Genomic DNA, 24695 nt, shown 5'->3' on the forward strand with positions numbered 1-24695 from the left:
CGCCACGAGAGCTAGCGGGGCGGAGCCGTGGCGTCGCGGACCGCAGGCGTCTTCTCCGGCTCGGGCTGCCCCTCGTTCACGTGCAGGTAGCTGCTCGAGATGTGACCCACGTCGATCGCCCACACCCCGGCTCGGGCCAGCCGGCTCGCGAGGATGGTCCCCGCCGGGCCCAGCGCGATGAGGACGAGCTCGTCCGACGCGCGGGCGACGATCTCCTTCTCCAGGCGATCGATCTCCTCGAAGGCGTGCCGAGGAGCCGCCCAGAGGTGCTCCGCACCGGCGATGTTGTCGAAGAGGCCCGGGACCAGGTCGAACCTCGACCCCTCGCCCGTCACGACCAGGACGTGCTCGCCGTCCCACACCTCCCGCCACAGCCGAACGGCGTCCTCGCCGAGCTCGCTGAAGCAGGCCGGACGCGACACGTGGCTGTTGCCGAACTGCTGGCCCTCGGGAACCATCCGCCGCACGTCCTCCCAGACGAGCTCCCAGACGGCGCTGTTGTGCGCCGTGCGGAAGCTCTGGGGCCATCCGAGGAGCAGGGCGTCGGGCGCAGGTGTGCTGAGGGTCTCCCGCAGCGCGGCACGGAGCTCCGCGCTGTTCCGCTGGAACCCGAGGTGGTAGAGCGGGTCGACCATCAGGCGGAACTCGCCGTCGCCGAACCGTGCGAAGCTGACTCGCTTGCGCGCCAGCAGCTCGAGAGTCTGGCGGAGGGTCATCTGCCGACGCGCGCTGAAGTCGAGGACGTCGCTCATCGTCGCCGCCGTCGACGACACGCGGAGCGTCCTGAGCTCCTTCCTGCTGGCCTCGACGTCGGCTCGAATCGTCCCGATCTCGCCGTTCAGACGATCCATGCGGGACGAGAGCGCGGTCGTCAGCTCGGCGACCTGCTTCTCCAGCTGTCCGGCGCGGCGTGCCGTCCGCCGGGAGGCGGCGAGCTGTTTCTCACCCACGGACCGGATGCGGCGCAGCTCCTTCAGCACGTCGCTCGCCACCCGTGCGCCGGGAAGTCGGAAAGTACCCATCGATCAACCTTCACTTCGGTGTGGTGCGGCGTGGACCGCACCGGGACATGCAGAAGGCCGGGCCGTCCGAGGACGGCCCGGCCTGGCCACGGCTGTCAGGCCGAGCGGGGCAGGCCGCCGACCATGCCGGCCGCGACCGTCTTGTTGGTCGCCTCGTCCACGAGGATGAACGAGCCGGTCTGACGGTTCTGCGTGTACGGGTCGACGAACAGCGGGACCGTGACGCGGAGCTGGATGCGGCCGATCTCGTTGAGCCGGATCTCGGTCGCCTCCTCGTCGCGGTGCAGCGTGTTGACGTCGACGCGGTAGTTGATGTCCTTGACCATGGCCCGCGCCCACCGGGACGTGTGCTTGATCGCGTACTTCTTGCCCTTGACCAGCGGGGCGGACTCGTCCATCCAGCAGATCTGGGCGTCGATCTCCTGCAGCGCCGCCGGCTTGTTGTTCGGCCGGGCGATCATGTCGCCGCGCGAGATGTCGATCTCGTCGGCGAGCCGCACGGTCACGGACATCGGGGGGTACGCCTCCTCGACGGGCCCGTCCGCGGTGTCGATCGACTCGATGGTCGTCTCGAGACCCGCGGGCAGCGCCACGACGCGGTCGCCCGCCTTCATGACGCCCGACGCCACGGTGCCCGCGTAGCCGCGGTAGTCGCGCGCGTCGTGGGACTGCGGGCGGATGACGTACTGGACCGGGAAGCGGACGTCCACCAGGTTGCGGTCCGAGGCCACGTGCAGGCGCTCGAGGTGGCTCAGCAGCGGCGAGCCGTCGTACCACGGCGTGTTCTCGGACCGGTTGACGACGTTGTCGCCCACCAGCGCCGAGATCGGGATGAACGTCAGGTCCGGGACGCGCAGGCGCGAGGCGAACTCCGTGAACTCGCGGCGGATGTTCTCGAAGACCTCCTCGGAGTAGTCCACGAGGTCCATCTTGTTGACGCAGACCACGATGTGCGGGACGCCCAGCAGCGTCGCGAGGAACGTGTGCCGCCGCGACTGCTCGATGACGCCCTTGCGCGCGTCCACGAGGATGAGCGCGACGTCGGCCGTCGAGGCACCGGTCACCATGTTGCGGGTGTACTGGATGTGCCCCGGGGTGTCCGCGATGATGAACTTGCGCTTCGGCGTCGTGAAGTAGCGGTACGCGACGTCGATCGTGATGCCCTGCTCGCGCTCGGCGCGCAGGCCGTCCGTGAGGAGCGCCAGGTCGGTGTAGTCGTTCCCGCGGTCCTGGGAGACCTTCTCGACGGAGTCGAGCTGGTCCTCGAAGATCGTCTTGGAGTCGAACAGCAGACGCCCGATGAGGGTCGACTTGCCGTCGTCGACGGAGCCGGCGGTCGCGAACCGCAGGAGGTCCACCGAGCCGTCGGTGAGGGCCTCGGCGGTGGTGTCGGTCGTGGTGGTCATGGCTTAGAAGTAGCCCTCTCGCTTCCGGTCCTCCATGGCGGCCTCGCTCACCTTGTCGTCGCCACGCGTGGCGCCGCGCTCGGTGATGCGCACCGCCGCGATCTCCTCGACGATCTCGTGCAGCGTCGCGGCCTCTGACGCGACCGCGGCCGTGAGGTTCGCGTCGCCGACGGTGCGGTAGCGCACCGAACGGACCTCGGACGTCTCACCGTCCTTGAGGGGGGTGAACTCGTTCACGGCGAACAGCATGCCGCCGCGGTCCACGACCTCGCGCTCCTGGGCGAGGTAGAGGTCGGGCAGGTCGATGTCCTCGGCCGCGATGTACGACCAGATGTCCAGCTCGGTCCAGTTGGACAGCGGGAACACGCGGATCGACTCGCCCTGGTGGACCCGGCCGTTGTACAGGCTCCAGATCTCGGGGCGCTGGTTCTTCGGGTCCCACTGGCCGAAGTCGTCGCGGAAGGAGAACACGCGCTCCTTGGCGCGGGCCTTCTCCTCGTCGCGGCGGCCTCCGCCGAACGCGGCGTCGAAGCCGTTCTTCTCCATCGCCTCGAGCAGGACGGGCGTCTGGATGCGGTTGCGCGACCCGTTCGGCTCCTCCTGGACGAGACCGCGGTCGATCGCGTCCGGCACGGACGCGACGACCAGCTGGATGCCGAGACGCTCGACCCAGCGGTCACGGCAGTCGAGCACGGTCTGGAAGTTCAGGCCGGTGTCGACGTGCATGATCGGGAACGGGATCCGCGCAGGTGCGAACGCCTTGGCCGCGAGGTGCAGCATGACGATCGAGTCCTTGCCGCCGGAGAACAGCAGCACGGGCCGCTGCATCTCGGCGACGACCTCACGGATGATGTGGATGCTCTCCGCCTCGAGGCTGCGGAGCTGGCTCAGGACGTGGGACGTCACGACTGGGCACCTTCCTTGATCTCCACGCCGACCTCGCTGAGCGCCGCGCGCAGGTGCGCGGCCAGGGCCGGGTGGCAGACGAACAGATCGGGGAGCCAGGGATCCTGGCGGTTGTACTCGAGCGGCGTGCCGTCGAGGCGCGTGCACTCGTGGCCGGCGGCGAGGGCGACCGCGACGGGCGCGGCCGAGTCCCACTCGTACTGGCCGCCGCCGTGGACGTACGCGTCGACGGTGCCGTCGACGACGGACACCACCTTGACGCCGGCGGAGCCCATCGGGACGAGCTCGACGTCGTCGCGCTCGGCGAGCGCGGCGACGAAGGCGGGCGGGCGGGAACGGCTCGCCGCGATCCGCAGCGGACGGTCGCCGGCCAGCACCGCGGCGACCGCGGCGTCCAGGTCGGCGGCCGACGACGGCTCGTGCGTCGTGTGAACAAGGTCACGGGCCGGCAGCGCGACCGCGCCGGCGGCGAGACCGCCGGGGCCGCCGGTCGCGTCGTCGGTCCCGCGGACCCACAGCGCCACGTGGACGGCGAAGTCGTCGCGCCAGGGGTCGGTCGGCGCGCCGTGACCGGCGCGCTCGGCGAACTCGCGGGTGCCGTCGAGGGGATCGATGATCCAGACCCGGTCGGCGCCCGTGCGCGCGGCGTCGTCCTTGGCCTCCTCGGAGAGCACCGCGTCACCCGGTCGGGCCTGGGCGACGGCAGCCGCCAGCCAGGCCTGGGCCGCGGCGTCACCGGCGTCCTTGAGGGTCTTGGCGTCGAACGCGCCGCCGGCGGCGTCGACGTCGGAACGGAGACCGAGCAGCACCTCACCCGCGCCCCGTGCGAGGGCGGTCGCCAGCGGGCCGTCCCCCAGGGCGGGGTCCGGGAATGCCGGTTGTGGCGTGGACATCGAGCTCCTCAAAGTCTCGGGCGTCGGCACAGGGATCTCCTGGAACCCGGCCGAGGTTACCATTCCGACCATGCGTGCCTGCGTGCTGAACCGCCGTCCGAGACCGGGCGCCGAGCCCTCCCGGGGCACCCTCCGCGGACCGGGTCGCGCCGCCGGCGCGAACCCCGCGGCGACCGGTGCCGACGCATGATCGACATCGACCCGGGACTCGTCCTCGGCGGCCTCGCCGTCGGCTTCGTCGTGGGGCTGACGGGCATGGGCGGCGGCGCCCTCATGACGCCGATGCTCGTCTTCGTGTTCCGCGTCGACCCGCTCGTGGCGGTGTCGAGCGACATCGTCGCGAGCCTGTTCATGAAGCCCGCGGGCGCGATCGTGCACCTGCGCCGCCGCACGGTGAACCTGCAGCTCGTCCTGTGGCTGTGCCTCGGGTCCGTCCCCGCCGCGTTCTGCGGCGTGTTCCTCATCCGGGCGCTGCCGTTCGGGGACTCGCTCGAGGAGGGCCTCCTCGTCGTCCTCGGCTGCGCCCTGCTGCTGGCGTCCGCCGGGCTCGTGCTGCGCGCCGTCCTCGGCGCGCTCCAGCACCGCCGCGCCCTCGGGGAGGGACCGGCGGTGCCGACCGCTCCCGACGTCGTCGTGCGCAAGGTGCCCACGCTCCTGCTCGGCGCGGTGGCCGGGCTGCTCGTCGGCATGACGTCGGTCGGCTCCGGCTCGATCGTCATCGTCGTGCTCCTGCTCCTGTACCCCGCGCTCAAGGCCTCGCAGCTCGTCGGCACGGACCTGGTCCAGGCCGTGCCGCTGGTCGCGGCCGCCTCGCTCGGGCACCTGCTGTACGGCGAGTTCTCCCTCGCCCTGACGACGTCCCTGCTCATCGGTGCGATCCCCGGCGCCTGGTTCGGCGCCCAGGTGTCGAGCCGCGCACCCGGCGGCCTGATCCGCCGCGCGCTGGCCGTCCTCCTGCTCGCCTCCGGTCTCAAGCTGCTCGGCGCGTCGGTGGAGGTCGTCGTGGGCGCCACGCTCGCCGCGCTGGTCGGCGGCAACATCGCCTGGGTGCTCGTGCGCGACCGCCTCAAGAAGCTCCCGCCCCGGGCGCCGGCCGCGGACGCGGCCGTGCCCTCCACCCCGACGAAGGACCCCGACACCCCGTGAACCTGCCTGCGACCACCCACGTCCTGACCGACGACGAGCTCGACGCGCTCGAGCTCCACCTCGGCGGCGGCTCCCCCGCCCTGGAGACGGGCGCCGAGGCGAGCCCCGTGACCCTCACGGACGCCGAGAACACCCCGCTGGCCGTCCTGGACGGCGCCGTCGCGACGCCGGTCAAGCCGATCGCGCGCGCGGCCGGGCCGCACTGGGACGCCGCGCTGCGGCGCCCGGCCCGCGACGTCGCCGCCGACGTCCGCCGCGCCGTCGGCCCCGACGGCGACGTCCTCGCGGTCGTCGTCGACGAGGCACCGACGACGGCCGAGCTGGCGGCGCTGCCCGGGCTCGTCGCCGGTGCCGCGGCCGTGCTCGTCCTCGCGCCGGTGGCCCGCCGCTCCCCCGCGCCCGGCGCCCTCGGCGGTCCCGGGCTGACCCGGGTCGCGCTGGCCGTGCGCGACGCCGCCCGGGCGGCCGGCGCCCCGCGCACCGACGTCGTCGTGGTGCCCTGGGCCCACGGGCCGCTGGCCGATGCCGTCGCCTGCGCGCACGGCGCCGACCGGGCGGTCCGCCTGGCGGACTCGCGTCCCGCGACCGTCCAGGACGAGGTGGACGCCCTCGCCACCGTGCGGAGCCGCGCCGTCGAGGCCCTCTACCCGCCGGCGGTCGCCCGCGAGGTCGAGGACGCCGCGACGCACGCCCGCCGCACCGGCACCGTCGTGTTCTTCACCGGGCTGTCCGGCTCCGGCAAGTCGACCGTCGCCCGGGCGCTGGCCGCCGAGCTCGACGACGAGGGCGTCCGCACGACCCTGCTCGACGGCGACGAGGTGCGCCAGCACCTGTCCAAGGGCCTCGGGTTCGACAAGGAGTCGCGTGAGCTCAACGTCGAGCGCATCGGCTACGTCGCCTCGCTCGTCGCGCAGCACGGCGGCGTGGCCGTCGCGGCCCCCATCGCGCCGTTCGCCTCGGGGCGCGCCCGCGTGCGCGCGCTGGCCGAGGCCGCCGGGCGCTTCGTGCTGGTGCACGTCTCCACGCCGCTGGAGGTCTGCGAGGCCCGCGACCGCAAGGGCTTCTACGCGAAGGCACGCGCCGGGGAGATCGCCGAGTTCACCGGCATCTCCTCCCCCTACGAGACCCCCGACGACGCCGACCTCGTCATCGACACCTCGCAGGTGTCCGTGGAGGAGGCCGTCGCACTGGTTCGCGCCGTGGTGTAGCCGCCGCGCACGGGTGTGACGCGCCGGTCCTCGGACCGGCGCGTCGCACCCGTCAGGCCGAGCGGCGAGCGACGTCCTTGCGGGCTGCCTTCCCGCGACCCGCCCCCGCGCGCTGGGGCTTGTCGGTGCCGCGTACCCGCCGCTGGCCACCGGCACCACCGCCGGTGCGCGCCTCACGGTTCGCTCGCACGAACTGCTTGTAGGCGCTCGCGACCTCGTCCACGTGACCGTCCATGACGAGTCGGCCCTGGTGCATCCACAGCACGCGGGTGCACATCGCCTCGATCGTCGAGATCGAGTGGCTCACGAGGAACACCGTGCCCGCCTGCCGACGCACCTCGTCGATCCGCGCCTTCGACCGCGCCTTGAAGGCTGCGTCGCCGGTGGCCAGCGCCTCGTCGACCATGAGGATGTCCGGGATGGCGGCAGAACTGATGGCGAACCGCAGGCGCGCGGCCATGCCTGACGAGTAGGTCTTCATCGGCAGGTCGACGAACTCGCCGATGTCGGCGAACTCCACGACCTCGTCGAACTTGTCGTCGATCTCCTTCGGGGTCATACCGAGCGCGAGACCACCGATCTCGATGTTCTTCGCGCCGGTCATCTGGGGCATCAGTGCCGCGTTGACACCGAGCAGCGCGGGCTCTCCGTCCACCCACACCGAGCCCTCGTGCGGCGGGATGAGCCCCGTGATCGCCCGGAGCAGGGTCGACTTGCCGGAACCGTTGATGCCGACGATGCCGATGGACTCGCCGTGCCGCGCCACGAAGGACACTCCGCGGACGGCGTGCACCTCGCTCACGGCCCCGACGTGCTGGCGGCCGGCGCCGAGGATCCGCTGGACGAGCTTGCGCCGCGGCGGCTTGACGTCCTGAACATGCACGCCGGACTGCTTCGCGCTGTCCCGCTGCTTGCCGCCGAAGACGCGGAAGACGACGTGCAGGTCGTCGACGACCAGGCAGGGGTCGCCGAGCGGGATCTCGACCGCGTGCTGACCGCGGTCGTCGTCCTCGTCCTCCATGTCGAAGTCCAGGTGCGCGTCGGCCTCGACCACGTCGTCAGTCACGTCCGTACCTCTCCTCGCCACGCCAGAACACGATGAAGCCGACGACGAAGAAGACGATCGCCCACACGACGCCCAGCACCCACATGAGGGGGTCCTGGGCGAAAGCCTCTTCCGCCATGAGGGACGACCGCCCCAGGTACAGGTACACGGCGACCGGCTGGTACTCCAGCACGGGTCCGAGCCATGCCTGGACGGTCTGGGGCAGGTCGTCCACGTAACGCACCACCGGGAAGATGACACCGGAGGCGTACATCGTGAGACGCAGGACGAAGCTGATCACGTTGTCCAGGTCCGGCGTGATAGCGACGAGCCGCGCCATCACGAAGGCCACACCCATGTTGAAGACCCAGAGCAGGGCGACGGCCGGGATCAGCAGCAGCCACTCCCAGGTCACCGGTTCCGGTGCGTTGCTCCCGACGTAGCCGGAGGCGAGCACGATCCCGCACATGACCACGATCGCGGGGACGAGCGTCGTCAGGTGCGACAGCACGTTGGACAGCGGGAGCACCGCACGAGGGAAGTGCATCGACCGGATGAGGTTGACGCTCTTGCCCGTGAGGGCCCTGGCCCCACCGTGCACGCTCTGCTCGAGGAACCGGAAGAGGAACACCCCGATGACGATGAACGCGATGGTGTTGTCGACGCCTCGGCTCACGTCCAGGAGCAGCCCGAAGATGAGGACGTAGACGATCGCGTTGAGCACCGGGTTCAGGACGGCCCAGAGCTGTCCCAGGTAGGTGTTCTGGTTGCGCGCGTAGGCGGCCGAGGTGCCGAGGACACGGATGAACGGGCCGCGTGCCACGACCTCCTTCACGTACGTCCACAGCGGAGGGCGCACGCCCATGCGCGTGAGGCCGTAGCGCTCGGCGATCGCGATGCGCTCGGCGGAAGTGGTGGCGGGGACGACGGGGTCCGGCGGCCGGGGCGGCGCAGGCCGCTGGGCGCCGGGGGTGTCTCCCGCGGTGGTCTGGGTGGTCACGTCGTGTTCGAACCTGTCCTTCGAAGGGGGACCCGACCGCTCGATCCTACCCACAGTGGGATACTCGGAGATCGCCACCTCGTCTCCTGGCAGAGAGGCTCCGATGCCGAGCACCAGCAGCCCCGCCCCCCGTCCACGGACCGGGGGCGGTACCGTCGACCGAGCTGTCCGGACGACGGCGACCACGGTCCTGAGACTCGGGTCCCGCGCGAAGTCGGCCCTGCACCGCGCCGCGGCCCGCGGGCCGGCGGTCGACCCGCCCCTGGCGGAGATCGACCCGGCACCCGTCGTGGCCTACTTCGGTGACACCCCGGTCACCCTCTACCAGGTCCGCCAGTGGCTGCCGGTGCTGGAGCGGCTGTCGGAGCAGCTACCCGTGGTCGTCGTGGCCCGGCAGCACGACACGGCCGAGGCGCTCCGCCGGCACACCTCGCTCCTGGTGGCGACCGCCGTCGAGATCGACGACCTCCTCGGCCTCTACGACCACCTGGGCGCCAAGGTCGTCATCTACGTCAACAACGGGATGCGCAACTTCCAGTCGCTCATCTACCAGCGCGCGCTCCACGTCCACGTCAACCACGGCGAGTCCGACAAGATGTCCATGGTGTCCAACCAGGCCAAGGCGTACGACCGGGTCGTCGTCGCCGGTCAGGCGGCCGTCGAGCGGCATCGTCGGGTGCTCCTCGGCCTGCCGGACGACCACCTCGCCGTGTGCGGGCGTCCCCAGCTCGACGTCGACCCGGGCCCCGCGCTGCCTGCCCCCCCGACGGGTCGCCGGACCGTGCTCTACGCCCCCACCTGGTCCGGGGAGAACGACGCGAACAACTACACGTCGGTCGACGTCTACGGGCCTGCGATCGTCCGGGCCGTCCTGGCGAGGGACGATCTGCGGCTCGTCTACAAGCCGCACCCGCGGACCGTGAGCGGGACAGATCCCGCGAACCGGCACGCCCATGCCGAGATCGTCCGGCTGATCGAGGCGGAGGATGTCGACGCGGGACACCTCGCCCCGCTCGACATGGACCCCCTGTCCGTCTTCGCCGGCACCGACCTCCTCGTGACCGACGTCTCATCGGTCGGGCTCGACTTCCTCTACCTGCACCCCGGGGTCCCGATGCTGCTCACCGACCGGCGCACCGACCGCGCCCGGCTCCTGGCGGAGTCCCCGGTCGCCCGCGCCGTCGACGTCGTCGACGACGAGACCCTCGGTTCACTGCCGGAGATGCTCGACCGCAACCTCGGGACCGACCCCTGGCACGAACGACGTCTCGCCGCCCGCGACCACTACTTCGGGTTCCGGCACGGCGAGTCGACCCGACGGTTCGTCTCCCTGATCGGGGAGTGCGCGGACCGGCGCGACGCCCTGCTGGACCGGCAGCAGCCGTCGGCCTGAGCCCTCATCGCGGCCTGTTCGCGATCTCGGCCGCGACCTCGGCCCACCGCTGCGCGACGCGGGCGTCGTCGAATCGCTGCGCGGACCGGACCGCGGCCTGTCGCATCGGTACCAGCGTCGCCTCGTCGAGGCCCGTCACGTGCTCGATCGCCGCCGCGAGCGACTCGGTGTCGCCCGCAGGGACGAGGAAGCCGTCGACCCCGTGGGTGATGACGTCGGCCGGTCCGTACCGGATGTCGTACGCGATCGGGAGACAGCCGCGTGCCATGGCCTCGGCCAGCACCAGGGCCATCCCCTCGGAAGTGCTGGTCAGCAGCATGAACGAGGCGTCGGCGAAGCGGTCGGCGGCGCCCGGCACGTGCCCGCGCAGCCGCACGCCCGGGGCTCTCGCCGCCAGCGCCCTCAGCGCGGCCCGCTCGGGGCCGTCGCCGTACACGTCGAGACGCAGCGGTCGGCCCGTGCGCCGACGGACGGCGTCGACGGCCGCGATCGCGTGGTCGATCCGCTTGCGCGGGTGCAGGCCGGCCACCACGACGCCGCGGGCCGGGTCACGGCCGGTCAGCGCGGTGTTCACGCCGAGCTCGGTGCTGTTGGGCACGACGAACGTCCGCACGCCCGGGCCGAGCCGCTCGCTGAGCTCTCGCTCCTGGGTGGGGGTGAGCAGGACGACGCCGTCGTAGTCGGCCAGCACGCCGAGCATCCGGCTGCGGCGGCCGACGAGCTCGCCGTGCGCGTCCTGCGCGTCGGTCGACAGGTGGGCGCCGTGCACCAGGTGCAGCGTCCGCAGCGAGGGCACGTCCCTGAGCGACGCGAAGAACCGGATGAGGACCTTGCTGTCGACCACGACGAAGGTCGGGTCGTCCGGCAGCACCTGCGTGGTCCACTCCAGGTGGAAGGCGCGCCGGGACGGCCAGGTCCGGCCGGGGCGGCCCGTCCGGGTGAAGGTCGCCACCGTGCGCCGGGCGCCCTGGCGCTCCTCGACGGCGAGCAGGCTGCGGTCCCGGCGGAACACGAGGGTGCGCACGCCGCCGGTGCCGTCGGGCTCCTCGCGGGTGAGCTCGCCGCGGCGGCCTCGAGGGCGCCGACCGGGTGCCTCGTCGCCGCGCGGGTCCAGCGCCTCGTCGGGCAGGTCGCGCAGGTCCTCCCACACGTTGTGCAGGGTGACGCCGTCGACCAGGTCCCCGCGGCGGGTCAGCCGTCGACGGGCCTCGTCGACGTCCAGCCCGGGCGAGTACGTGAGGATCCGCACGGGCGCGTCCAGGTGCGCGGCGAGGATCCGCGAGCGACGCAGCAGCGCCGACGTCATCCCGCCGAAGTCGTGCGGGACCGACCACGTCGCCGTCGCGAGACCGCCGGCGGGCGGCGGGGCGTCGGGGAGGCCCGCGGGGCGGGGCAGGGCACCAGGAGCGGTCACTCCCGGATCCTAGAGGCCGGGCGCGCCGGGACGTCCGGGCACCGGGCGTTCACCGACAGGTCATGCGCCGTCCCCCGGCGCGTCGCACGGCGGTGCGACGCTGACCGCGTGAGTGCGCTCGTCGAGTCCCCGCTGCAGCTGTTGTGCGTCGTCGAGGCGCACGCCGCCGGTCTGACCGGCTTCCCGACACGGGTCGTGGCCCGCGCGGACGTCCCGACGATGCGGGCCGCGGTGGACGCGGTGCGTGCCGTAGGCCCGCCGGACGGCCTGCACGTCGAGGTGGGTCCGGCGCGCGACGCGCTGGGACCCGCGGACGTGCGCGTCGTCGGGGACCCGTTCTCGGGGGCGTTCCAGTCGTCGCTGGTGCGGGGCGGGGGCGCGGACCGGTTCGTGGTGGTCGACGACGGCCTGGCGACGGTGGACGTGGCCCGCCGCCTCGTCGCGGGCGAGCCGATGGTGCGGCTCGCGGCGCCGGGCGGCCCGCTCCGCTCGGCGCTCGGCACGGTCGCGACGCGGCGCCTCCTGCGGGCCGCGCGGCAGGACCGGCTGACGCTGTGCACGATGCTGCCGCCGGACGCGGTGCGGGCGGACGCCCTGCGCGGTCTCGGCGTGGACGTGCAGGAGCACTCCTTCGAGTGGCTGGCGTCGCGGCCGGCGGACACCGACCCGGCGCTGCGGGTGGACGAGCCGACGGTGGTCGTGGGCTCGGGTCTCGTCGGCGACCGGCTGGTGCACGCCGACGCGTACGCCGCGTGGCTGCGCGGGCTGGCGGCCGACGGCCCGGTGCGCTACCTGCCGCACCGTCGCCACGACCCGCTCGTCACGGCGCTGTTCGAGCAGATCCCGGGCGTCCGGGTGGACGCCCCCGGCGCGCCGGTGGAGCTGCGCCTGCGTGACCTGCCGGCGGGACGGCGCGTCGTGTCGCTGCCGTCGACGTCGGCGATCACCCTGACGCGCCTGCTCGCCCCGCGAGGCGTCGAGGTGGTCGGGCAGCACGTGCCGGACGCCTGGTGGACGGACCGCGCGGGCCCGCGCCTGCGGGAGCACCTGGGCCTGGCGGCCGACCTCGCGGCGCAGGCGGCGGGCCGGACCCGGGCGCGCCGCGTCGCATGAGCGGCCCGTCCGTCCTCGCCGTCGCCGACTCGGACTCCTACCTCAAGTGGGCCGCGTGGACCCTGGCCCGGCTGCGGTCCGGCGCGGGGGCGCGCGGCACCGCGGTGGTGGTGCGCTCGCCGCTGGCGCCGACGCCCGAGCAGGCGCGGTCCGCGGTGACCGGCACGGGCGTGGCGCCGCCGGCGGTGCTCGGCCCGGCGGCGCTGGCCCGCCGGGTGCGGGACGAGCGGCCGGACGTGCTGCTGGTCGCGGCCACCGGACCCGTGGCCGAGCTGGTGGCGCGCGCGGTGGTGCGGGCCGGGGGTGACCGGCGTCCCGCGCTGGTCACCGGGCTGCCCGGCATGGCGCTGCCCGCCACCGTGCACGGCACGGGCTGGCGGCGCTGGGCGGACGCGTTCGTCGTGCACGCCCCGGGCGAGGTCGCGCCGTACCGGTCGGCGTTCGCCGGGCACGACCGGCGTCCGGCCCTACCCGTGACCCGGCTGCCGTTCCTCGACGCCGCCACCCCCCTGCCCGGCACCGTCCGCTCCGGCACCGTCCGCTCCGGCACGACCACCGCCGCAGGGTCCCGCCCGGTGCCGCCCCACCGGGTGGTCGTGGCGGCCCAGGCGAAGGTGCCCGCGACGCGTGCGGAGCGCCTCGGCCTGCTGGACGGCCTGGCCCGGCTCGCCGACGACGGGTTCGAGGTCGTGGTGAAGCTCCGGGCCCGCGGGGGCGAGCGGCAGACCCACAACGAGCCGTACCCCTTGGACGTGCTGTGGGCGGCCGAGGCCGCGGCACGGGGGCACCGCGCCGACGCGGTGACGTTCGCCGTCGGGCCGATGGCGGACCACCTCGGGCCGGGCACGGCCCTGCTCACCGTGAGCTCGACGGCCGCCCTGGAGTCGCTGGCCCGCGGTCTGCCGACGGTGTTCCTCGACGACTTCGGGGTGGGGCCGGAGCAGCTCAACGTGCCGTTCGCCGCCTCGGGGTGCCTGGTCGGCCTCGCCGACGTGGCCGCGGTGCTGCGGTCCGGCGGGCCGGTGCCCGACCCGCAGTGGTGCGCCGCCGGCTACCTGCACGACCGCGACGAGCTCGGCGCGGTCGTCACGGACCTCGCCGCGGCGGCCCGGGCCGGTGCCCTGCCGCCCCTCGGCCCGGTGCGGCCGTTCTCCCGCCCACGCCACGGCTGGTCCCGGGTGCGCTCGGCGCTGCCCGTCGCGGTGTCCGCCCGCCTGACGCGCTGAGCCCTCCCCGCCCGGAGGCGGGGAGGGCTCGCTGCCGGCGGGTGCGCCCGCGCGTCAGGCGCGGTGGTCGGCGGCGGCCCGCGCGGTGAGGCCGCGCACGAACCCCGCCCCCCACGTCAGGTGCATGACCACGAGGACGACGGGCAGCGCGAGCGCCGCCCGCGCGCGCAGCCGGGGCGACCGCGCGGCCGCGACCGCCGACGCGCCGACGACCCCCAGCAGGTAGGTGACGGGGAGCGCGAACCCGGCGGCGGCCAGGCCGGCGGTGCCGGCGGCGAGCCCGACGGCGCCCGCGGCGACGGCGAGGCCGAGCAGCAGCACGAGGGCGGGCGGCGCCAGGTACCGCCACGACACGGTGGACGCGTCCCGGCGCACCACCTCCCGCCGCCACATGCCGGTGCGCCAGAACTGCTTCGCGACGGCACGCAGGGTGCGTCGCGGCCGGTACTCCACGACGAGCGCGGGGTCGAACCAGAGCAGGCCCCCCGCCCGGCGCAGGCGCAGGCACAGCTCCCAGTCCTCGGCGCGGAACAGGGACGGGTCGTACCCGCCGACGGCCTCGACGGCCGCCCGCCGGAACGCGCCCAGGTACACGGTCTCGGCGGGGCCGGCCCGCCCCCCGGTGTGGAACGCCGCGGGGCCGATCCCCACGGGGTGGCTCATGGCCCGCGCCGCCGCCTCCTGGACGGCGCCGTCACCCCGGGGGGACATGACGCCGCCCACGCCGACCGCGTCGTGCGCCCGCAGCAGGGCGACGCAGCGGCGCACGTAGTCGGGGGGCAGCACGGTGTGCCCGTCGACGCGCAGGACGACGTCGCCCGCCGGGCCGTCGTCCCGGTGCCCCACGGCGAGGTTGAGGCCGATGGACCGCGAGCCGGTCGGGTTGTCGAGCACGGTGACCCGCGGGTCGGCCGCCGCGAGGTCCGCCGCGATCTCGGCGGTGCGGTCGTGCGACGGCCCGACCGCGAGGACCACGTGCAGGTCGCCGTCGTGCTCCTGGGCCAGGACGGAGCCGACGGCGGCGGCGAGGTGGTCCTCCTCGTCGCGCACGCACGCGACGACGCGCACGTCGCAGCGGCCGAGGCGGCCGGGGGTGCGGACGTCGTCGAGCTCGCGCAGGCCGTCAGCCGTCACCGTCGAGCCTTCCTCGCATCGCCCCGACGGCGGCACGCAGGTCGTCGCCGCCCACGGCGTACCGGGCGCGCACGACCCGCCGCAGACGACCGCCGAGCAGGCGGCGGTCGACGACGTCGCCCAGGTGCACGATCCGCGAGGACCGCCACCACGGCACGGGCAGCCCGCCGGGCAGCCCGAGGGCGGTGAGGCGCTTGCGCCGGAACCAGCGCCGCAGACGGTCGTCGTCCAGGCCCGTCAGCAGGTCGGCGGCGTCGTCGCGCAGCCCGGGCAGGAGGCCGGGCTGCTGGCAGTACGAGACGGCGCGGACGAGCCGCTGGAGGTCGGCGACGTCACCCGCCCACGGGTCGGCGGACCAGAGGGCGTCGACGACGACGGCGGGCACCCGGTTGGAGTTCGGGTACGGCTCGAGGCGGTCGAGGAGCAGGTCGGTGCCGACGGCGGCGACCTCGACGTCGTAGAGGGCCCGGGCGGTGGCGAGCGCGGTGGAGAAGCAGGACACGACGAGGCCCGGCGCGGACTCGCCGAGCAGGGCCTCGGCGAGGACGGCGGCGGGCGCCACCTCCAGCTCGACGCCGAGGGTGCGCGCGTGCGCGGCGAGCTCCTCGGTGCCCTGCCGCGGCGCGGACGGGTGCGGCTTGAGCAGCACGTGCCGGTAGCCCCGCTCCGCGGCGTGCGCCACCATGCGCCGGTGCAGCGCCGCCTCCTCGGCGACGTCGATCAGCCCGATGGCGGCCATGTACTGCCCGAGCACGAGGGCGTACGTGCCGGGTGCGGGCAGGTGGTCGGCGAGCCGGACGCCGGTGCGCTCCTGGCCGGCGGACCCGGCCGGTCCGGTCACGGCGTGCTCGGTGAGGGCGGCGACGACCTTGCGGAACGACTCCGCGGGCACGACGACGCCCGGGACGTCCCACTCGGCGAGCAGGGTGGGGCGGACGCCGGGCAGCAGGTCGAGGTGCAGGAGCCGCTCGACGCGCCCCCCGGTCTCGTACCGCAGGGCGAACCGCGTGGGCCCGTAGACCATGAGGCCGTCGGCGTACACGGTGACGGCGGCGGACGCGAAGATCGCGACGAGCGCGCCGGTGGGCGACGTCGCCACCGACTCCCCCACGAGCTCGACCGGCCCGTCGCCGAGGTCCCAGCGCTCCCGCAGGAGCCGCTCCCACAGCGGCGCGTCCTCGGGGCGGGGCCGCCACTGCTTGGGGTGGTAGGGCGCGACGACGTCGTTCCACGCGACGACCTCGTCGAACCGGTCCGCGAGCGCCGCGAAGGCGGGGCCCGCGGTGAGGTCACCGCTCGCCTCGGGCGCGGGGACGTTGTGCTGGACCACGAGCACGGTGCGCTCGCGGCGCGGCAGGACGCCCGCGTCCCAGGCCGCGACGACGGTGGCGGCGCCGAACAGCGTGGACGCCGTGACGACCTGGGTGCTCACCTCGGTCATACGTGGACCCCCTGCCTGCGGAGGTCGTGCGCACGCTCCGCGTCCATGGCGGACCGCTGGTCGGCCCGCACCGTCGCGTCGAACCGGTCGACGAGCCGCTGGGTGCTCTGCGTCATGCGTGCCCACACGTCGTCGGGGTAGGCGTCGCGCCGCTTCACGTGGTGGTGCAGGACGGCGAGGGTGTCGCGCAGCGCCTTCGGCTCGTAGCGGGCCAGCGCGTCGTCCTCGCGGAGCAGGTCCAGGACGCCGTCGTAGGCGGTGACGAAGCCGAGCTGGCGGGCGTCGCCGATGGCGGTGAGCGAGTTCGCGACCTGCCGCCGGTAGACGTAGCCGGGGGCGTCCACGACGGCGTAGCGGCGGGTCCCGAGCAGGAGCCGCCAGGCCCACTCGCGGTCCTCCGCGGTGGGGAGGTCCTCGTCGAACACGGCGAGACCCTCGTCGACGACGCGGCGGGACAGGAACCGCGAGGACACCTGCACGTAGTTGACCATCGTGGAGCGGTTCGTGGGCAGGATGCCGGTGCGGGGGTCGAGGGCGACGTGGCGGCGGACCTCGGGGGCGCGGACGCGCTTGCGGTTCTCGCCGTAGGCCTGCACCTGGTCGCACACGAGGAAGTCGACGTCGAGCGTCCCGGCCGCGGCGACCATGCGGGCGAGGTGCCCGGGGTAGAACCAGTCGTCGGGGTCGAGGAACGTCACCCAGCGGCCGCGGGACTCCCGCACGCCGCGGTTGCGCGCGGCGGACACGCCGCGAGGGGTGCGGTGGTGGACCCAGCGCAGCCCGGGCAGGCGCGTGGAGGCCTCCTCGAGCACCTCCTGGGTGTCGTCGGTGGAGCCGTCGTCGACCACGACGACCTCGAGGTCGACCGGGTCGATCCCCTGCCGGCCGAGGCTGCCGAGGGCGTCGGGCAGGTGCCCGCCGGCGTCCCGCGCGGGGACGACGACGGACACCTGGGGTCGTGCGTGCGTCATCGGGCGTCCGGGTCAGCCGACGCGGCGCAGGCGCGACATGGGGGCGAGCTCGCCCGGCATGACCTTCTTGACGCCGTCGCCGAGCGCGTCCTGGAGGATGCGGATGTCGCGCACGAGGTTGCTCAGGCCCTTGGGCTCGAGGGAGGCGGCGTGGTCGGAGCCCCACATGGCGCGGTCGAGGGTGATGTGCCGCTCGACGGCGACGGCGCCGAGCGCGACGGCGGCCAGGGAGATCTGCAGGCCGGTCTCGTGGCCGGAGTACCCGACGGGGACGCCGTAGCGCTCGGCCAGGGTCTCGATCGTGCGCAGGTTCGCCTCCTCGGGGGGCAGCGGGTAGGTGGAGGTGGCGTGCAGCAGCACGAGCCGGTCCGTGCCGAGGATCTCGACGGCCTCGTCGATCTGCTCCACCGTCGACATGCCGGTGGACAGGATGAGCGGCTTGCCGGTGTCGGCGAGCGCGCGGAGCAGGTCGTGGTCCGTCACGGAGGCGGACGCGATCTTGTGCGTGGGGACCCCGAACTCCTCGAGGAACGCCACCGAGGGGACGTCCCACGGGGAGGCGAACCACTGGACGCCCTGCGCCTTGGCGTACTGGTCGATCTCGGAGTACTGCTCGTGCTCGAACTCGACCCGGTACTTGTACTCCAGGTACGTCATCTCGCCCCAGGGGGTCTGGCGGATCTTGTCCCGCTGGTCCTTCGGGGTGCTGATCTCCGGGGTCCGCTTCTGGAACTTCACGGCCTGGCAGCCCGCGGCGACGGCGACGTCGATCAGCTGCTTCGCGATCTCGACGTCACCGTTGTGGTTGATGCCGATCTCTCCGATGACGTAGACGGGCTCGCCGGCGCCGACGACGTGCTCGCCGATCTGCACCGGGCTCGGGGCGGTCGGGGTGGCGGTCATGGCGGGTTCCTTCCGATGGGTGGTGGTGATGCGGTCGCAGACCTCGCGGACGGCACCGTGGCCGCCGCGGGCTGACGTGACGACCCGCGCGGCGGCGAGGACGTCGGGGTGGGCGTCGGCGACGGCCACGGGCCAGCCGACGACGCGCAGGGCGGGCAGGTCGTTGACGTCGTTGCCGACGTAGGCGACGCGGGCCGGGTCGATCCGGCGCACGGCGAGCCAGTCGCGCAGGGCGCGGGCCTTGTCGTCGACGCCCTGGAGGACGTCGACGCCGAGCTTGCGGGCGCGGGCGGTGACGACGGGGTTGCGCTCCTTGGACAGGACGAGCATCGGCAGGCCGGCGTCGCGCAGACGGGCGACGCCGAGGCCGTCGCCGCGGTGGACGCGCACGCTCTCCGTGCCGTCCTGGTCGACGTACACGGCGTCGTCGGTGTGGACGCCGTCGAAGTCGGTGACGAGCGCGTCCACGTCGAGCGGCTCGGCGGCCGCGGGCTCGTGCGCCGGGGCCGGCGGTGCGGCGCTCGGGGTGCCGCCCGGCTGGTCCAGCAGGGTGCGGGCGAGCCACAGGTCGCGCGGCTCGTCGATCTCGACGGCCCACTCGGGGGCCACGGGCCGCAGCCCGACGGACCCGAAGAACCGGGAGCCGTGCTCGCGCAGCCCGGCGGTGCGCATGGCGTAGAACGCGCCGGTCTCGCGGAAGTGCGGGGCGCGGTCCTGGCGGCGGGGCCGGTGGTCGGTCGTGTGCCCGACGGGCACGGGGCCGTCGGCGTCGAGCCGCCACTGGAAGTCGTGGGTGGGGGCGACGGCCACGACGACGTCGTGGGTGCCGTCGAGCACCTGCCGCACGGCGTCGTCCAGGTCGCCGGGGTCGACGAACGGGCTGGTGGCCTGGAGCAGCACGGTGACGGCGGGGTCCGCGGCGCCGGACCCGGCCGCGAGGACGTCGAGGGCGTGCAGCACCGCGGACTCGGAGCTCGCGGCGGCGCCGGCGAGGTCCGCGGGCCGTCGCACGACCCGGGCACCGTGCCGCTCGGCCTCGGCCGCGATCTCCGCGTGGTCGGTCGACACGACGACGTCGGTCACCGAGGGTGCGGCGAGCGCGGAGCGGACGGCACGGGCCACGAGGGAGCCGCCGCCGACCTGCTGGAGGTTCTTCAGCGGCACGCCGACGGACCCTCCACGGGCCGGCACCACGACGAGCACGGATTCGTTCATGGCGGCGAGACTAGGAGGCCTGTGCGGCGAGATCGGCCACTTCTCGATAACTGTCACCGAACATTGCGTGGACCGTCGATGAACATTTGTCGACCTCGCCATCGAACAGCAGAATCCGGCCACGCGGACGTCATTTGCGCAAAGGTCCGTGCATTAACGTCTCGACCGAGCCGATCCCTATCCGCAAGGAGCCACCATGACCACAGCGACCGCCCGCAGCACCGCGTGCGCCGTCGCGGTCCACCTGTCCGCCCACCGGGCGAGCGGGGCGACGGTCCACCGCTGGTGCGAGACGCACCCCGGCCCGCTCGCGGGGGCGGGGGTCGCCGTGCGCACGTCCGACGCCGCCCTGCGCGAGGCCGTGCCCGGGCTGGAGTGGCGGTCGGACCGGGGCCGCCGGCGCCTGCACGCCCACCTCACGCCCGGGTCGGCCACCCTCGTCTCGACCGCCGCCGTGCTCGGCCCCGCCTACCGGCACACGGGCGGGCACCTCCACCCCGACGCCCGCGCCGGCGTCGCGGCGCTCGCCGCCGCCCTGCACGACGTGCCGTGGCGGGTCCACCTGACCGTCGGCGACCACGCGAGCACGGTGGTGCAGGCCTGGGTGGACGCCGTCCGTGCCGGGCACCGCGTGCCGTTCGACGACTTCGCGGCCACGCTGGACGAGCCGTCGTGGGTCCCGCTCGTGCACCGCCTCGTCAGGACGGTCGGGGCCGACCGCGTCGTCGTGCACGACGCCACCCGCGCCCGCCCCGACGACCAGGCCGCCGTGGCCGCCGTCGCGCGGGACGTCCTCGGCGCCCTGCTCGGCGCGCTCGACGCGACCGCGCCCGTCCACGACCTCGAGGTGCCGCCCGACCCGGCGCGCTGGTCCGCACGGCAGGTGGACGTCGCGCTCGCGATGCTGCCGCACCTGCGGTCCTGGGAGGACCGTGGCGCGATGCGCCGCTTCGTCGACGACGAGGTCGACGTCGGCGGCGGCCCGGCGTGGCCCGTCCCGCCCGCCCTCGCGGACCGCCTCGCGGCCTGCGACGCCGCCGACCTGACCCGCCTCACCGAGCTCGTGGAGGTCCGATGAGCCCCCTGCCCACCCCGCGCCGGCTGGCCGGCCGCACCGCCCGCGCGCTCGGCCTGCGCCGGCCCGACCGCCGGGAGCGGCGGGTCGTGCTGCACCTGGGATCGCAGAAGACCGGTACGACCGCCGTGCAGGCGTGGTGCCGCGACCACGCCGCCGACCTGGCCCGCGGCGGGGTCGCCGCGCGCACCCGGCAGCCCGACATCCGCGAGGCGCTCGGCGGGTGGTACGAGACGTCGCGCGACGGCGCGGACGATCTCCTGGCGGCCTACCTCGCGGCGCCGTGGCGCGACCGGCAGGTGCGGGGCGTCCTGTACTCGTGCGAGTCGAACGTCGGGGCCGCGTTCCGCGACGACTCCCGGGACCTCTACCCGCGGCTCGGCCCCAACCTCGAGGCGATCGAGCGCGCCACCGCGGGCAGCTCGCGGCACGTGCAGTTCACGGTGCGCAGCTACGGCCCGTTCCTGGAGTCCGCCTACCAGCAGCAGCTCAAGCACGGCCACCCCTCGTCGTTCGACGCGCTCGCCGACCGGGTCGCCCCGACGCTGTCCTGGCGGCCGGTCGTGACCCGGCTGGTCGAGGTGTTCGGCGCCGAGAACGTCACCGTCTACGACTACGACCGGGCGCGCGAGGCCGACGTCCCGCTGGTGCGCCAGGTCCTGCTCGACGCGCTGCACCGGCTCGGCGCGGGCGACCTCGACGTCGTCGTCGACGACGGTCACCGCCCCAACACGCGGTACACGCAGCGGATGGCGGACCTCAGCCTCGCCACCCTTCCCCTGCTGGAGGGCCGCGAGGAGCGCGAGGCCCTGCACCGGTTCTCCGTGGCGACCCTCGGCCGCCGGCCCGCCCCCGACGACGCGCCGGCCCGGTTCCTGGCCGACGACGCCGCCGCGGGGCTGGCGGACCGCTACGCGGCCGACGTCGCGTGGCTATCCCGGCTGGTGGAGGTCAGGTGAGCCCCGTAGCCGAACACCTCGGTGAGCAGCCGCTCGCGGGCCGCGACCCGCTCCCACGCGTCGGCGGGGACGGCGAACCCGGCGTCCGCGTCCAGGCGGGAGCTCGTGTTGAGGCGGGCCTGCGCGGCCAGGGCCGCGAGGGCCGCGTCCCGGGACGGCCGCCACGCCAGGTCGTCGCGCCGCACCAGCGCGGCGAGGTCCTGCGTCATCGACTCGTTGCGCAGCACCACGTCGACGACGGAGAGCTCCCGGTAGCCGGCGACGAGCTCCTCGGACGACCCGACGCGGCGCAGCCAGCGCAGCGCGCGCGGCACCGTCAGCCGGGCCACGCGGAACGACAGCAGCCCGGTGTGCGGCGCCACCCCGGTGCGGGCGTACGAGCGCGGGTTGAGCGCGTCGGCCGAGGCCGGGTCCAGCACGACGTCGAGCCAGCGGTCGAACCCGGCGGCCGTCCCGTCGTACAGGTGGCCCAGCCCCGCGTCACGCATCGTGCCGCTGAGCCCTCCCTTACCCTGACACCCGTAGGAGTACAGCGACAGGTACGAGTCGAGCGGGTCACGGACGGAGACGACGTGGAGACGACCTGCAGGGGGACGGTCCTCGACCTCGACGTGCTTGCGGAACGACACCTCGTCGTCGTCGAGGAAGTCGCGCAGGAACTGCGACACGTACGTGGAACCGGACTTCTCGACGTCGAGGTAGGCGAGAGAATGAAAGGCGTGCACAGGTGCTCCGAACAATCACGGTGGACGACGCTCGAATTCGATCGTCGTGGCGAATCACGCCAGCATCGGGAAGGTCGATGACATGACGATGAACTCTCACCGAACGTCGGATGTCGGAACGGTGGCGCTCGCCCACCTGGACAACACCGTGCAGCGTTACGACTGGGGCGGTCTCGAGGCCATCCAGGACCTCGTCGGCCTGCCGTCGGACGGCAGCCCGGCGGCGGAGCTCTGGCTCGGCGCGCACCCGTCCGCCCCCTCGCGCCTCGCCGGCGGGACCTCGCTGGCGGACGTCGTCGCCGCCGACCCGGACGCCGTGCTCGGCCGCCGGGTCGCGGACCGGTTCGGTCCCCGCCTGCCCTACCTGCTCAAGGTCCTGGCGGCCCGCCGCGCGCTGTCCCTCCAGGTGCACCCGCGTCCCCACGCCGCCCGCGCCGGGTTCCAGCGGGAGAACCGCGCCGGGCTGTCGCTCGACGCGGCCGACCGGTCGTTCCACGACGAGCAGCACAAGCCGGAGATGCTCGTCGCGCTGACCCCGTTCGAGGGCCTTGCCGGGTTCCGCAGCCCGCGCGCCGTGCTCACCCTGCTCGACGGGCTCGACGGCAAGCTGGTCGAGCAGGTCCGCGAGGCCCTGGGACGCGCCCGGTCCGCCGTCGGCCTGCGAGCCGCCCTGGAGGTGCTCGTCGCGGCCCGCGGCTCCGCCTGGTGCGCCGCCGACGTCGAGGCGACCGTGGCCGGGGTCCGCGCCCGTGCCGGGGCGTCGCCCTCGCAGCGCGCCGACGCGACCGTGCTCCAGCTCGCCGAGCAGCACCCCGGCGACCCGGGCGCCCTCGTGTCGCTCCTGCTCAACCGGGTCTCCCTCGAACCGGGCGAGGCGATGTTCGTCCCCGCCGGGGAGGTCCACGCCTACCTGTCGGGGCTCGGCGTGGAGATCATGGCGTCGTCGGACAACGTCCTGCGCGCCGGGCTGACCACCAAGCACGTCGACGCCGACGCCCTGGTGGAGTGCGCCGCGTTCGCGCCCCGCCCGCCGGTCCGGCCGGACGCCGAGGTCGTCGGGACGCACAGCCTCGTGACGACCTACCGTGCGCCCGTGGAGGAGTTCGCGCTCACCACGTTCGACCTCGACCCGGCCGAGCCCGCGGCGCTCGCGCCCGACGGCCCGCGCATCGTGCTCGCGCTCGACGGTGCGGCGCAGGTGCGGACCGAGGCGGGGTCGATCGACCTGGCGCGCGGCGAGTCCTGCCTGGTGCCGCACGCCGCCGGCGCGACCACCGTCGCCGGCGACGGGCACCTCGTGTGCGCGTGGGTGCCGTGACCCCGGCGGGACGCCCGCACGGACGGCCCGCCAGGACCGGCGTCAGGCCGTGAGCTGGTTGTCCACCATCGACAGGGCCGACCCGATCGCCATGTGCATGTCGAGGTACTGGTAGGTGCCCAGGCGCCCGCCGAAGTAGACGTCCTTCTCCCCCGCCATCAGCTCGCGGTAGCGCAGCAGGCGCTCCCGGTCGGCCGGGGTGTTCACCGGGTAGTACGGCTCGTCCGCCCGCTGCGCGAACCGCGAGTACTCCCGCACGACGACCGTGCGGTCGGTCGGGTAGTCGCGCTCCGGGTGGAAGTGGCGGAACTCCAGGATCCGTGTGAACGGCGTGTCCTCGTCGGCGTAGTTCATCACCGACGTGCCCTGGAAGTCCCCGACGTCGAGGACCTCCTGCTCGAAGTCGAGGGTGCGCCACGACAGCTCGCCCTCGGCGAAGTCGAAGTAGCGGTCCACCGGCCCGGTGTACACGACCGGCACCTGGCCCACGACGGACGCCTTGCTCACCGGCTGGGCGTCGTCGAAGAAGTCCGTCGACAGCCGCACCTCGATGTTCGGGTGGTCCGCCATCCGCTCCAGCCACGCCGTGTAGCCGTCGACCGGCAGGCCCTCGTAGCGGTCGTTGAAGTAGCGGTTGTCGTACGTGTACCGCACCGGCAGGCGCGAGATGATCGACGCGGGCAGCTCGCGCGGGTCGGTCTGCCACTGCTTGGCCGTGTACCCGCGGATGAACGCCTCGTACAGCGGGCGGCCGATGAGGCGAACGCCCTGCTCGTCGAGGTTGGCCGGGGTGCGGTCGCCCAGCTCGGCGGCCTGCTCGGCCAGCAGCGCGCGGGCTGCGGCCGGTCCGTGCGACGACCGGAAGAACTGGTTGATCGTGCCGAGGTTGATCGGCATCGGGAACACCTCGCCGCGGTGCGTGGTGTACACCCGGTGCCGGTAGTCCGTGAACGCCGTGAACCGGTTGACGTACTCCCACACGCGCTCGTTCGAGGTGTGGAACAGGTGGGCGCCGTAGCGGTGCACCTCGATCCCGGTGGTGGGCTCGGCCTCGGAGTACGCGTTGCCCCCGAGGTGGTCGCGACGCTCCACCATGAGGACGCGGCGGCCCGCGGAGGCGAGGCGCTCGGCGACGGTGAGGCCGAAGAACCCCGTCCCGACGACGACGACGTCGGCATTCAT

Annotated in this window: 21 protein-coding genes and 1 pseudogene; 8 read left to right on the forward strand and 14 right to left on the reverse strand. The window is 74.2% G+C overall.

Going from position 1 to position 24695, the window contains the following annotated elements; translation table 11 throughout:
* Positions 1 to 11 precede the first annotated feature (11 nt).
* The 4 genes from ATJ88_RS13795 to ATJ88_RS13810 all read right to left on the reverse strand — a co-directional run bounded on the left by ATJ88_RS13795 (position 12) and on the right by ATJ88_RS13810 (position 4227).
* Positions 12 to 1022 carry a GT-D fold domain-containing glycosyltransferase gene (locus ATJ88_RS13795; protein ID WP_098464321.1) on the reverse strand — a complete coding sequence of 337 codons (1011 nt, stop codon included), beginning with the start codon at positions 1020 to 1022 and terminating at the stop codon, positions 12 to 14.
* Positions 1023 to 1117: 95 nt separating this feature from the next.
* The gene (cysN, locus tag ATJ88_RS13800) at positions 1118 to 2428 is read right to left on the reverse strand and encodes a sulfate adenylyltransferase subunit CysN (RefSeq protein ID WP_098464322.1); all 1311 of its coding nucleotides are present in this window, start codon (positions 2426 to 2428) and stop codon (positions 1118 to 1120) included.
* Between the two features lie 3 nt (positions 2429 to 2431).
* Positions 2432 to 3334 carry a sulfate adenylyltransferase subunit CysD gene (gene cysD, locus ATJ88_RS13805; RefSeq protein ID WP_098464323.1) on the reverse strand — a complete coding sequence of 301 codons (903 nt, stop codon included), beginning with the start codon at positions 3332 to 3334 and terminating at the stop codon, positions 2432 to 2434.
* The gene (locus ATJ88_RS13810) at positions 3331 to 4227 is read right to left on the reverse strand and encodes an inositol monophosphatase family protein (RefSeq protein ID WP_098464324.1); all 897 of its coding nucleotides are present in this window, start codon (positions 4225 to 4227) and stop codon (positions 3331 to 3333) included. The genes cysD and ATJ88_RS13810 overlap by 4 nt, the downstream gene beginning before the upstream one ends.
* A gap of 186 nt (positions 4228 to 4413) precedes the next feature.
* Here ATJ88_RS13810 and ATJ88_RS13815 point away from each other — a divergent pair, with 186 nt between their 5' ends.
* Entirely contained in the window at positions 4414 to 5373 is a 960-nt protein-coding gene (locus ATJ88_RS13815) for a sulfite exporter TauE/SafE family protein (protein WP_170023630.1), read from the forward strand.
* Positions 5370 to 6581 (forward strand): adenylyl-sulfate kinase, encoded by a 1212-nt coding sequence (gene cysC / locus ATJ88_RS13820; RefSeq protein WP_098464325.1) that lies wholly within the window; start codon positions 5370 to 5372, stop codon positions 6579 to 6581. Before ATJ88_RS13815 ends, cysC begins: the two co-directional genes overlap by 4 nt.
* Positions 6582 to 6633: 52 nt before the next feature.
* On the opposite strand, the gene ATJ88_RS13825 is transcribed toward cysC, so the two are convergent.
* Both ATJ88_RS13825 and ATJ88_RS13830 read right to left on the reverse strand, forming a co-directional pair.
* Positions 6634 to 7647 carry an ABC transporter ATP-binding protein gene (locus ATJ88_RS13825; RefSeq protein ID WP_342744856.1) on the reverse strand — a complete coding sequence of 338 codons (1014 nt, stop codon included), beginning with the start codon at positions 7645 to 7647 and terminating at the stop codon, positions 6634 to 6636.
* The gene (locus ATJ88_RS13830; protein WP_098464326.1) at positions 7640 to 8626 is read right to left on the reverse strand and encodes an ABC transporter permease; all 987 of its coding nucleotides are present in this window, start codon (positions 8624 to 8626) and stop codon (positions 7640 to 7642) included. The genes ATJ88_RS13825 and ATJ88_RS13830 overlap by 8 nt, the downstream gene beginning before the upstream one ends.
* A gap of 103 nt (positions 8627 to 8729) precedes the next feature.
* Between ATJ88_RS13830 and ATJ88_RS13835 the strand changes: the two genes are divergently transcribed.
* Positions 8730 to 10019, forward strand: coding sequence for a CDP-glycerol glycerophosphotransferase family protein (locus ATJ88_RS13835; protein WP_170023632.1), 1290 nt, complete (start codon positions 8730 to 8732; stop codon positions 10017 to 10019).
* Between the two features lie 4 nt (positions 10020 to 10023).
* Here the strand turns inward: ATJ88_RS13835 and ATJ88_RS13840 are convergent, their stop codons facing one another.
* Positions 10024 to 11433, reverse strand: coding sequence for a glycosyltransferase (locus ATJ88_RS13840; protein ID WP_098464328.1), 1410 nt, complete (start codon positions 11431 to 11433; stop codon positions 10024 to 10026).
* Positions 11434 to 11541: 108 nt separating this feature from the next.
* On the opposite strand from ATJ88_RS13840, the gene ATJ88_RS13845 reads away from it, so the two are divergent.
* On the forward strand, positions 11542 to 12546 hold the full coding sequence (locus tag ATJ88_RS13845) for a hypothetical protein (RefSeq protein WP_098464329.1): 1005 nt from the start codon (positions 11542 to 11544) through the stop codon (positions 12544 to 12546).
* A complete protein-coding gene (locus ATJ88_RS13850; RefSeq protein WP_098464330.1) occupies positions 12543 to 13772 on the forward strand; it encodes a DUF6716 putative glycosyltransferase in 1230 nt (409 codons plus the stop codon). The genes ATJ88_RS13845 and ATJ88_RS13850 overlap by 4 nt, the downstream gene beginning before the upstream one ends.
* A gap of 54 nt (positions 13773 to 13826) precedes the next feature.
* Here the strand turns inward: ATJ88_RS13850 and ATJ88_RS13855 are convergent, their stop codons facing one another.
* The 5 genes and pseudogenes from ATJ88_RS13855 to ATJ88_RS18605 all read right to left on the reverse strand — a co-directional run.
* The gene (locus tag ATJ88_RS13855; protein ID WP_245852440.1) at positions 13827 to 14906 is read right to left on the reverse strand and encodes a glycosyltransferase family 2 protein; all 1080 of its coding nucleotides are present in this window, start codon (positions 14904 to 14906) and stop codon (positions 13827 to 13829) included.
* Positions 14896 to 16347 (reverse strand): polysialyltransferase family glycosyltransferase, encoded by a 1452-nt coding sequence (locus ATJ88_RS13860; RefSeq protein WP_211287519.1) that lies wholly within the window; start codon positions 16345 to 16347, stop codon positions 14896 to 14898. Before ATJ88_RS13860 ends, ATJ88_RS13855 begins: the two co-directional genes overlap by 11 nt.
* Positions 16344 to 17318, reverse strand: a complete 975-nt coding sequence (locus ATJ88_RS13865) for a glycosyltransferase family 2 protein (protein WP_098464331.1) — start codon at positions 17316 to 17318, stop codon at positions 16344 to 16346. Before ATJ88_RS13865 ends, ATJ88_RS13860 begins: the two co-directional genes overlap by 4 nt.
* A gap of 12 nt (positions 17319 to 17330) precedes the next feature.
* Positions 17331 to 18221: an N-acetylneuraminate synthase family protein gene (locus tag ATJ88_RS18600; RefSeq protein ID WP_211287589.1), complete on the reverse strand. Its 891-nt coding sequence runs from the start codon at positions 18219 to 18221 to the stop codon at positions 17331 to 17333.
* Between the two features lie 129 nt (positions 18222 to 18350).
* Positions 18351 to 19538 (reverse strand): annotated as a pseudogene (locus ATJ88_RS18605) (cytidylyltransferase domain-containing protein); the annotation flags it as partial.
* Positions 19539 to 19632: 94 nt separating this feature from the next.
* Here ATJ88_RS18605 and ATJ88_RS13875 point away from each other — a divergent pair.
* Both ATJ88_RS13875 and ATJ88_RS13880 read left to right on the forward strand, forming a co-directional pair.
* On the forward strand, positions 19633 to 20514 hold the full coding sequence (locus tag ATJ88_RS13875; RefSeq protein ID WP_098464333.1) for a hypothetical protein: 882 nt from the start codon (positions 19633 to 19635) through the stop codon (positions 20512 to 20514).
* Complete coding sequence (locus ATJ88_RS13880; RefSeq protein WP_098464334.1) at positions 20511 to 21470, forward strand: hypothetical protein; 960 nt, start codon at positions 20511 to 20513, stop codon at positions 21468 to 21470. The genes ATJ88_RS13875 and ATJ88_RS13880 overlap by 4 nt, the downstream gene beginning before the upstream one ends.
* On the opposite strand, the gene ATJ88_RS13885 is transcribed toward ATJ88_RS13880, so the two are convergent.
* Positions 21422 to 22210, reverse strand: a complete 789-nt coding sequence (locus ATJ88_RS13885; RefSeq protein ID WP_141538691.1) for a sulfotransferase family protein — start codon at positions 22208 to 22210, stop codon at positions 21422 to 21424. The two genes, ATJ88_RS13880 and ATJ88_RS13885, sit on opposite strands and share 49 nt — an antisense overlap.
* A 67-nt stretch (positions 22211 to 22277) precedes the next feature.
* On the opposite strand from ATJ88_RS13885, the gene manA reads away from it, so the two are divergent.
* Positions 22278 to 23513: a mannose-6-phosphate isomerase, class I gene (gene manA / locus ATJ88_RS13890; RefSeq protein WP_245852441.1), complete on the forward strand. Its 1236-nt coding sequence runs from the start codon at positions 22278 to 22280 to the stop codon at positions 23511 to 23513.
* 42 nt (positions 23514 to 23555) lie between these two features.
* On the opposite strand, the gene glf is transcribed toward manA, so the two are convergent.
* Positions 23556 to 24695, reverse strand: a complete 1140-nt coding sequence (gene glf / locus ATJ88_RS13895) for a UDP-galactopyranose mutase (RefSeq protein ID WP_098464336.1) — start codon at positions 24693 to 24695, stop codon at positions 23556 to 23558.

This window comes from Isoptericola jiangsuensis (genome assembly GCF_002563715.1).
Taxonomy (GTDB): Bacteria; Actinomycetota; Actinomycetes; order Actinomycetales; family Cellulomonadaceae; genus Isoptericola; species Isoptericola jiangsuensis.

Bases quoted from the DNA above. Each gene is read 5' to 3' on its own strand.
- ATJ88_RS13795 (WP_098464321.1), bottom strand. From the start codon at position 1,022: ATGGGTACTTTCCGACTTCCCGGCGCACGGGTGGCGAGCGACGTGCTG.
- cysN (WP_098464322.1), bottom strand. From the start codon at position 2,428: ATGACCACCACGACCGACACCACCGCCGAGGCCCTCACCGACGGCTCG.
- ATJ88_RS13810 (WP_098464324.1), bottom strand. From the start codon at position 4,227: ATGTCCACGCCACAACCGGCATTCCCGGACCCCGCCCTGGGGGACGGC.
- ATJ88_RS13815 (WP_170023630.1), top strand. From the start codon at position 4,414: ATGATCGACATCGACCCGGGACTCGTCCTCGGCGGCCTCGCCGTCGGC.
- ATJ88_RS13835 (WP_170023632.1), top strand. From the start codon at position 8,730: ATGCCGAGCACCAGCAGCCCCGCCCCCCGTCCACGGACCGGGGGCGGT.
- ATJ88_RS13850 (WP_098464330.1), top strand. From the start codon at position 12,543: ATGAGCGGCCCGTCCGTCCTCGCCGTCGCCGACTCGGACTCCTACCTC.
- ATJ88_RS13860 (WP_211287519.1), bottom strand. From the start codon at position 16,347: ATGACCGAGGTGAGCACCCAGGTCGTCACGGCGTCCACGCTGTTCGGC.
- ATJ88_RS13865 (WP_098464331.1), bottom strand. From the start codon at position 17,318: ATGACGCACGCACGACCCCAGGTGTCCGTCGTCGTCCCCGCGCGGGAC.
- ATJ88_RS18600 (WP_211287589.1), bottom strand. From the start codon at position 18,221: ATGACCGCCACCCCGACCGCCCCGAGCCCGGTGCAGATCGGCGAGCAC.
- ATJ88_RS13875 (WP_098464333.1), top strand. From the start codon at position 19,633: ATGACCACAGCGACCGCCCGCAGCACCGCGTGCGCCGTCGCGGTCCAC.
- ATJ88_RS13880 (WP_098464334.1), top strand. From the start codon at position 20,511: ATGAGCCCCCTGCCCACCCCGCGCCGGCTGGCCGGCCGCACCGCCCGC.
- manA (WP_245852441.1), top strand. From the start codon at position 22,278: ATGACGATGAACTCTCACCGAACGTCGGATGTCGGAACGGTGGCGCTC.
- glf (WP_098464336.1), bottom strand. From the start codon at position 24,695: ATGAATGCCGACGTCGTCGTCGTCGGGACGGGGTTCTTCGGCCTCACC.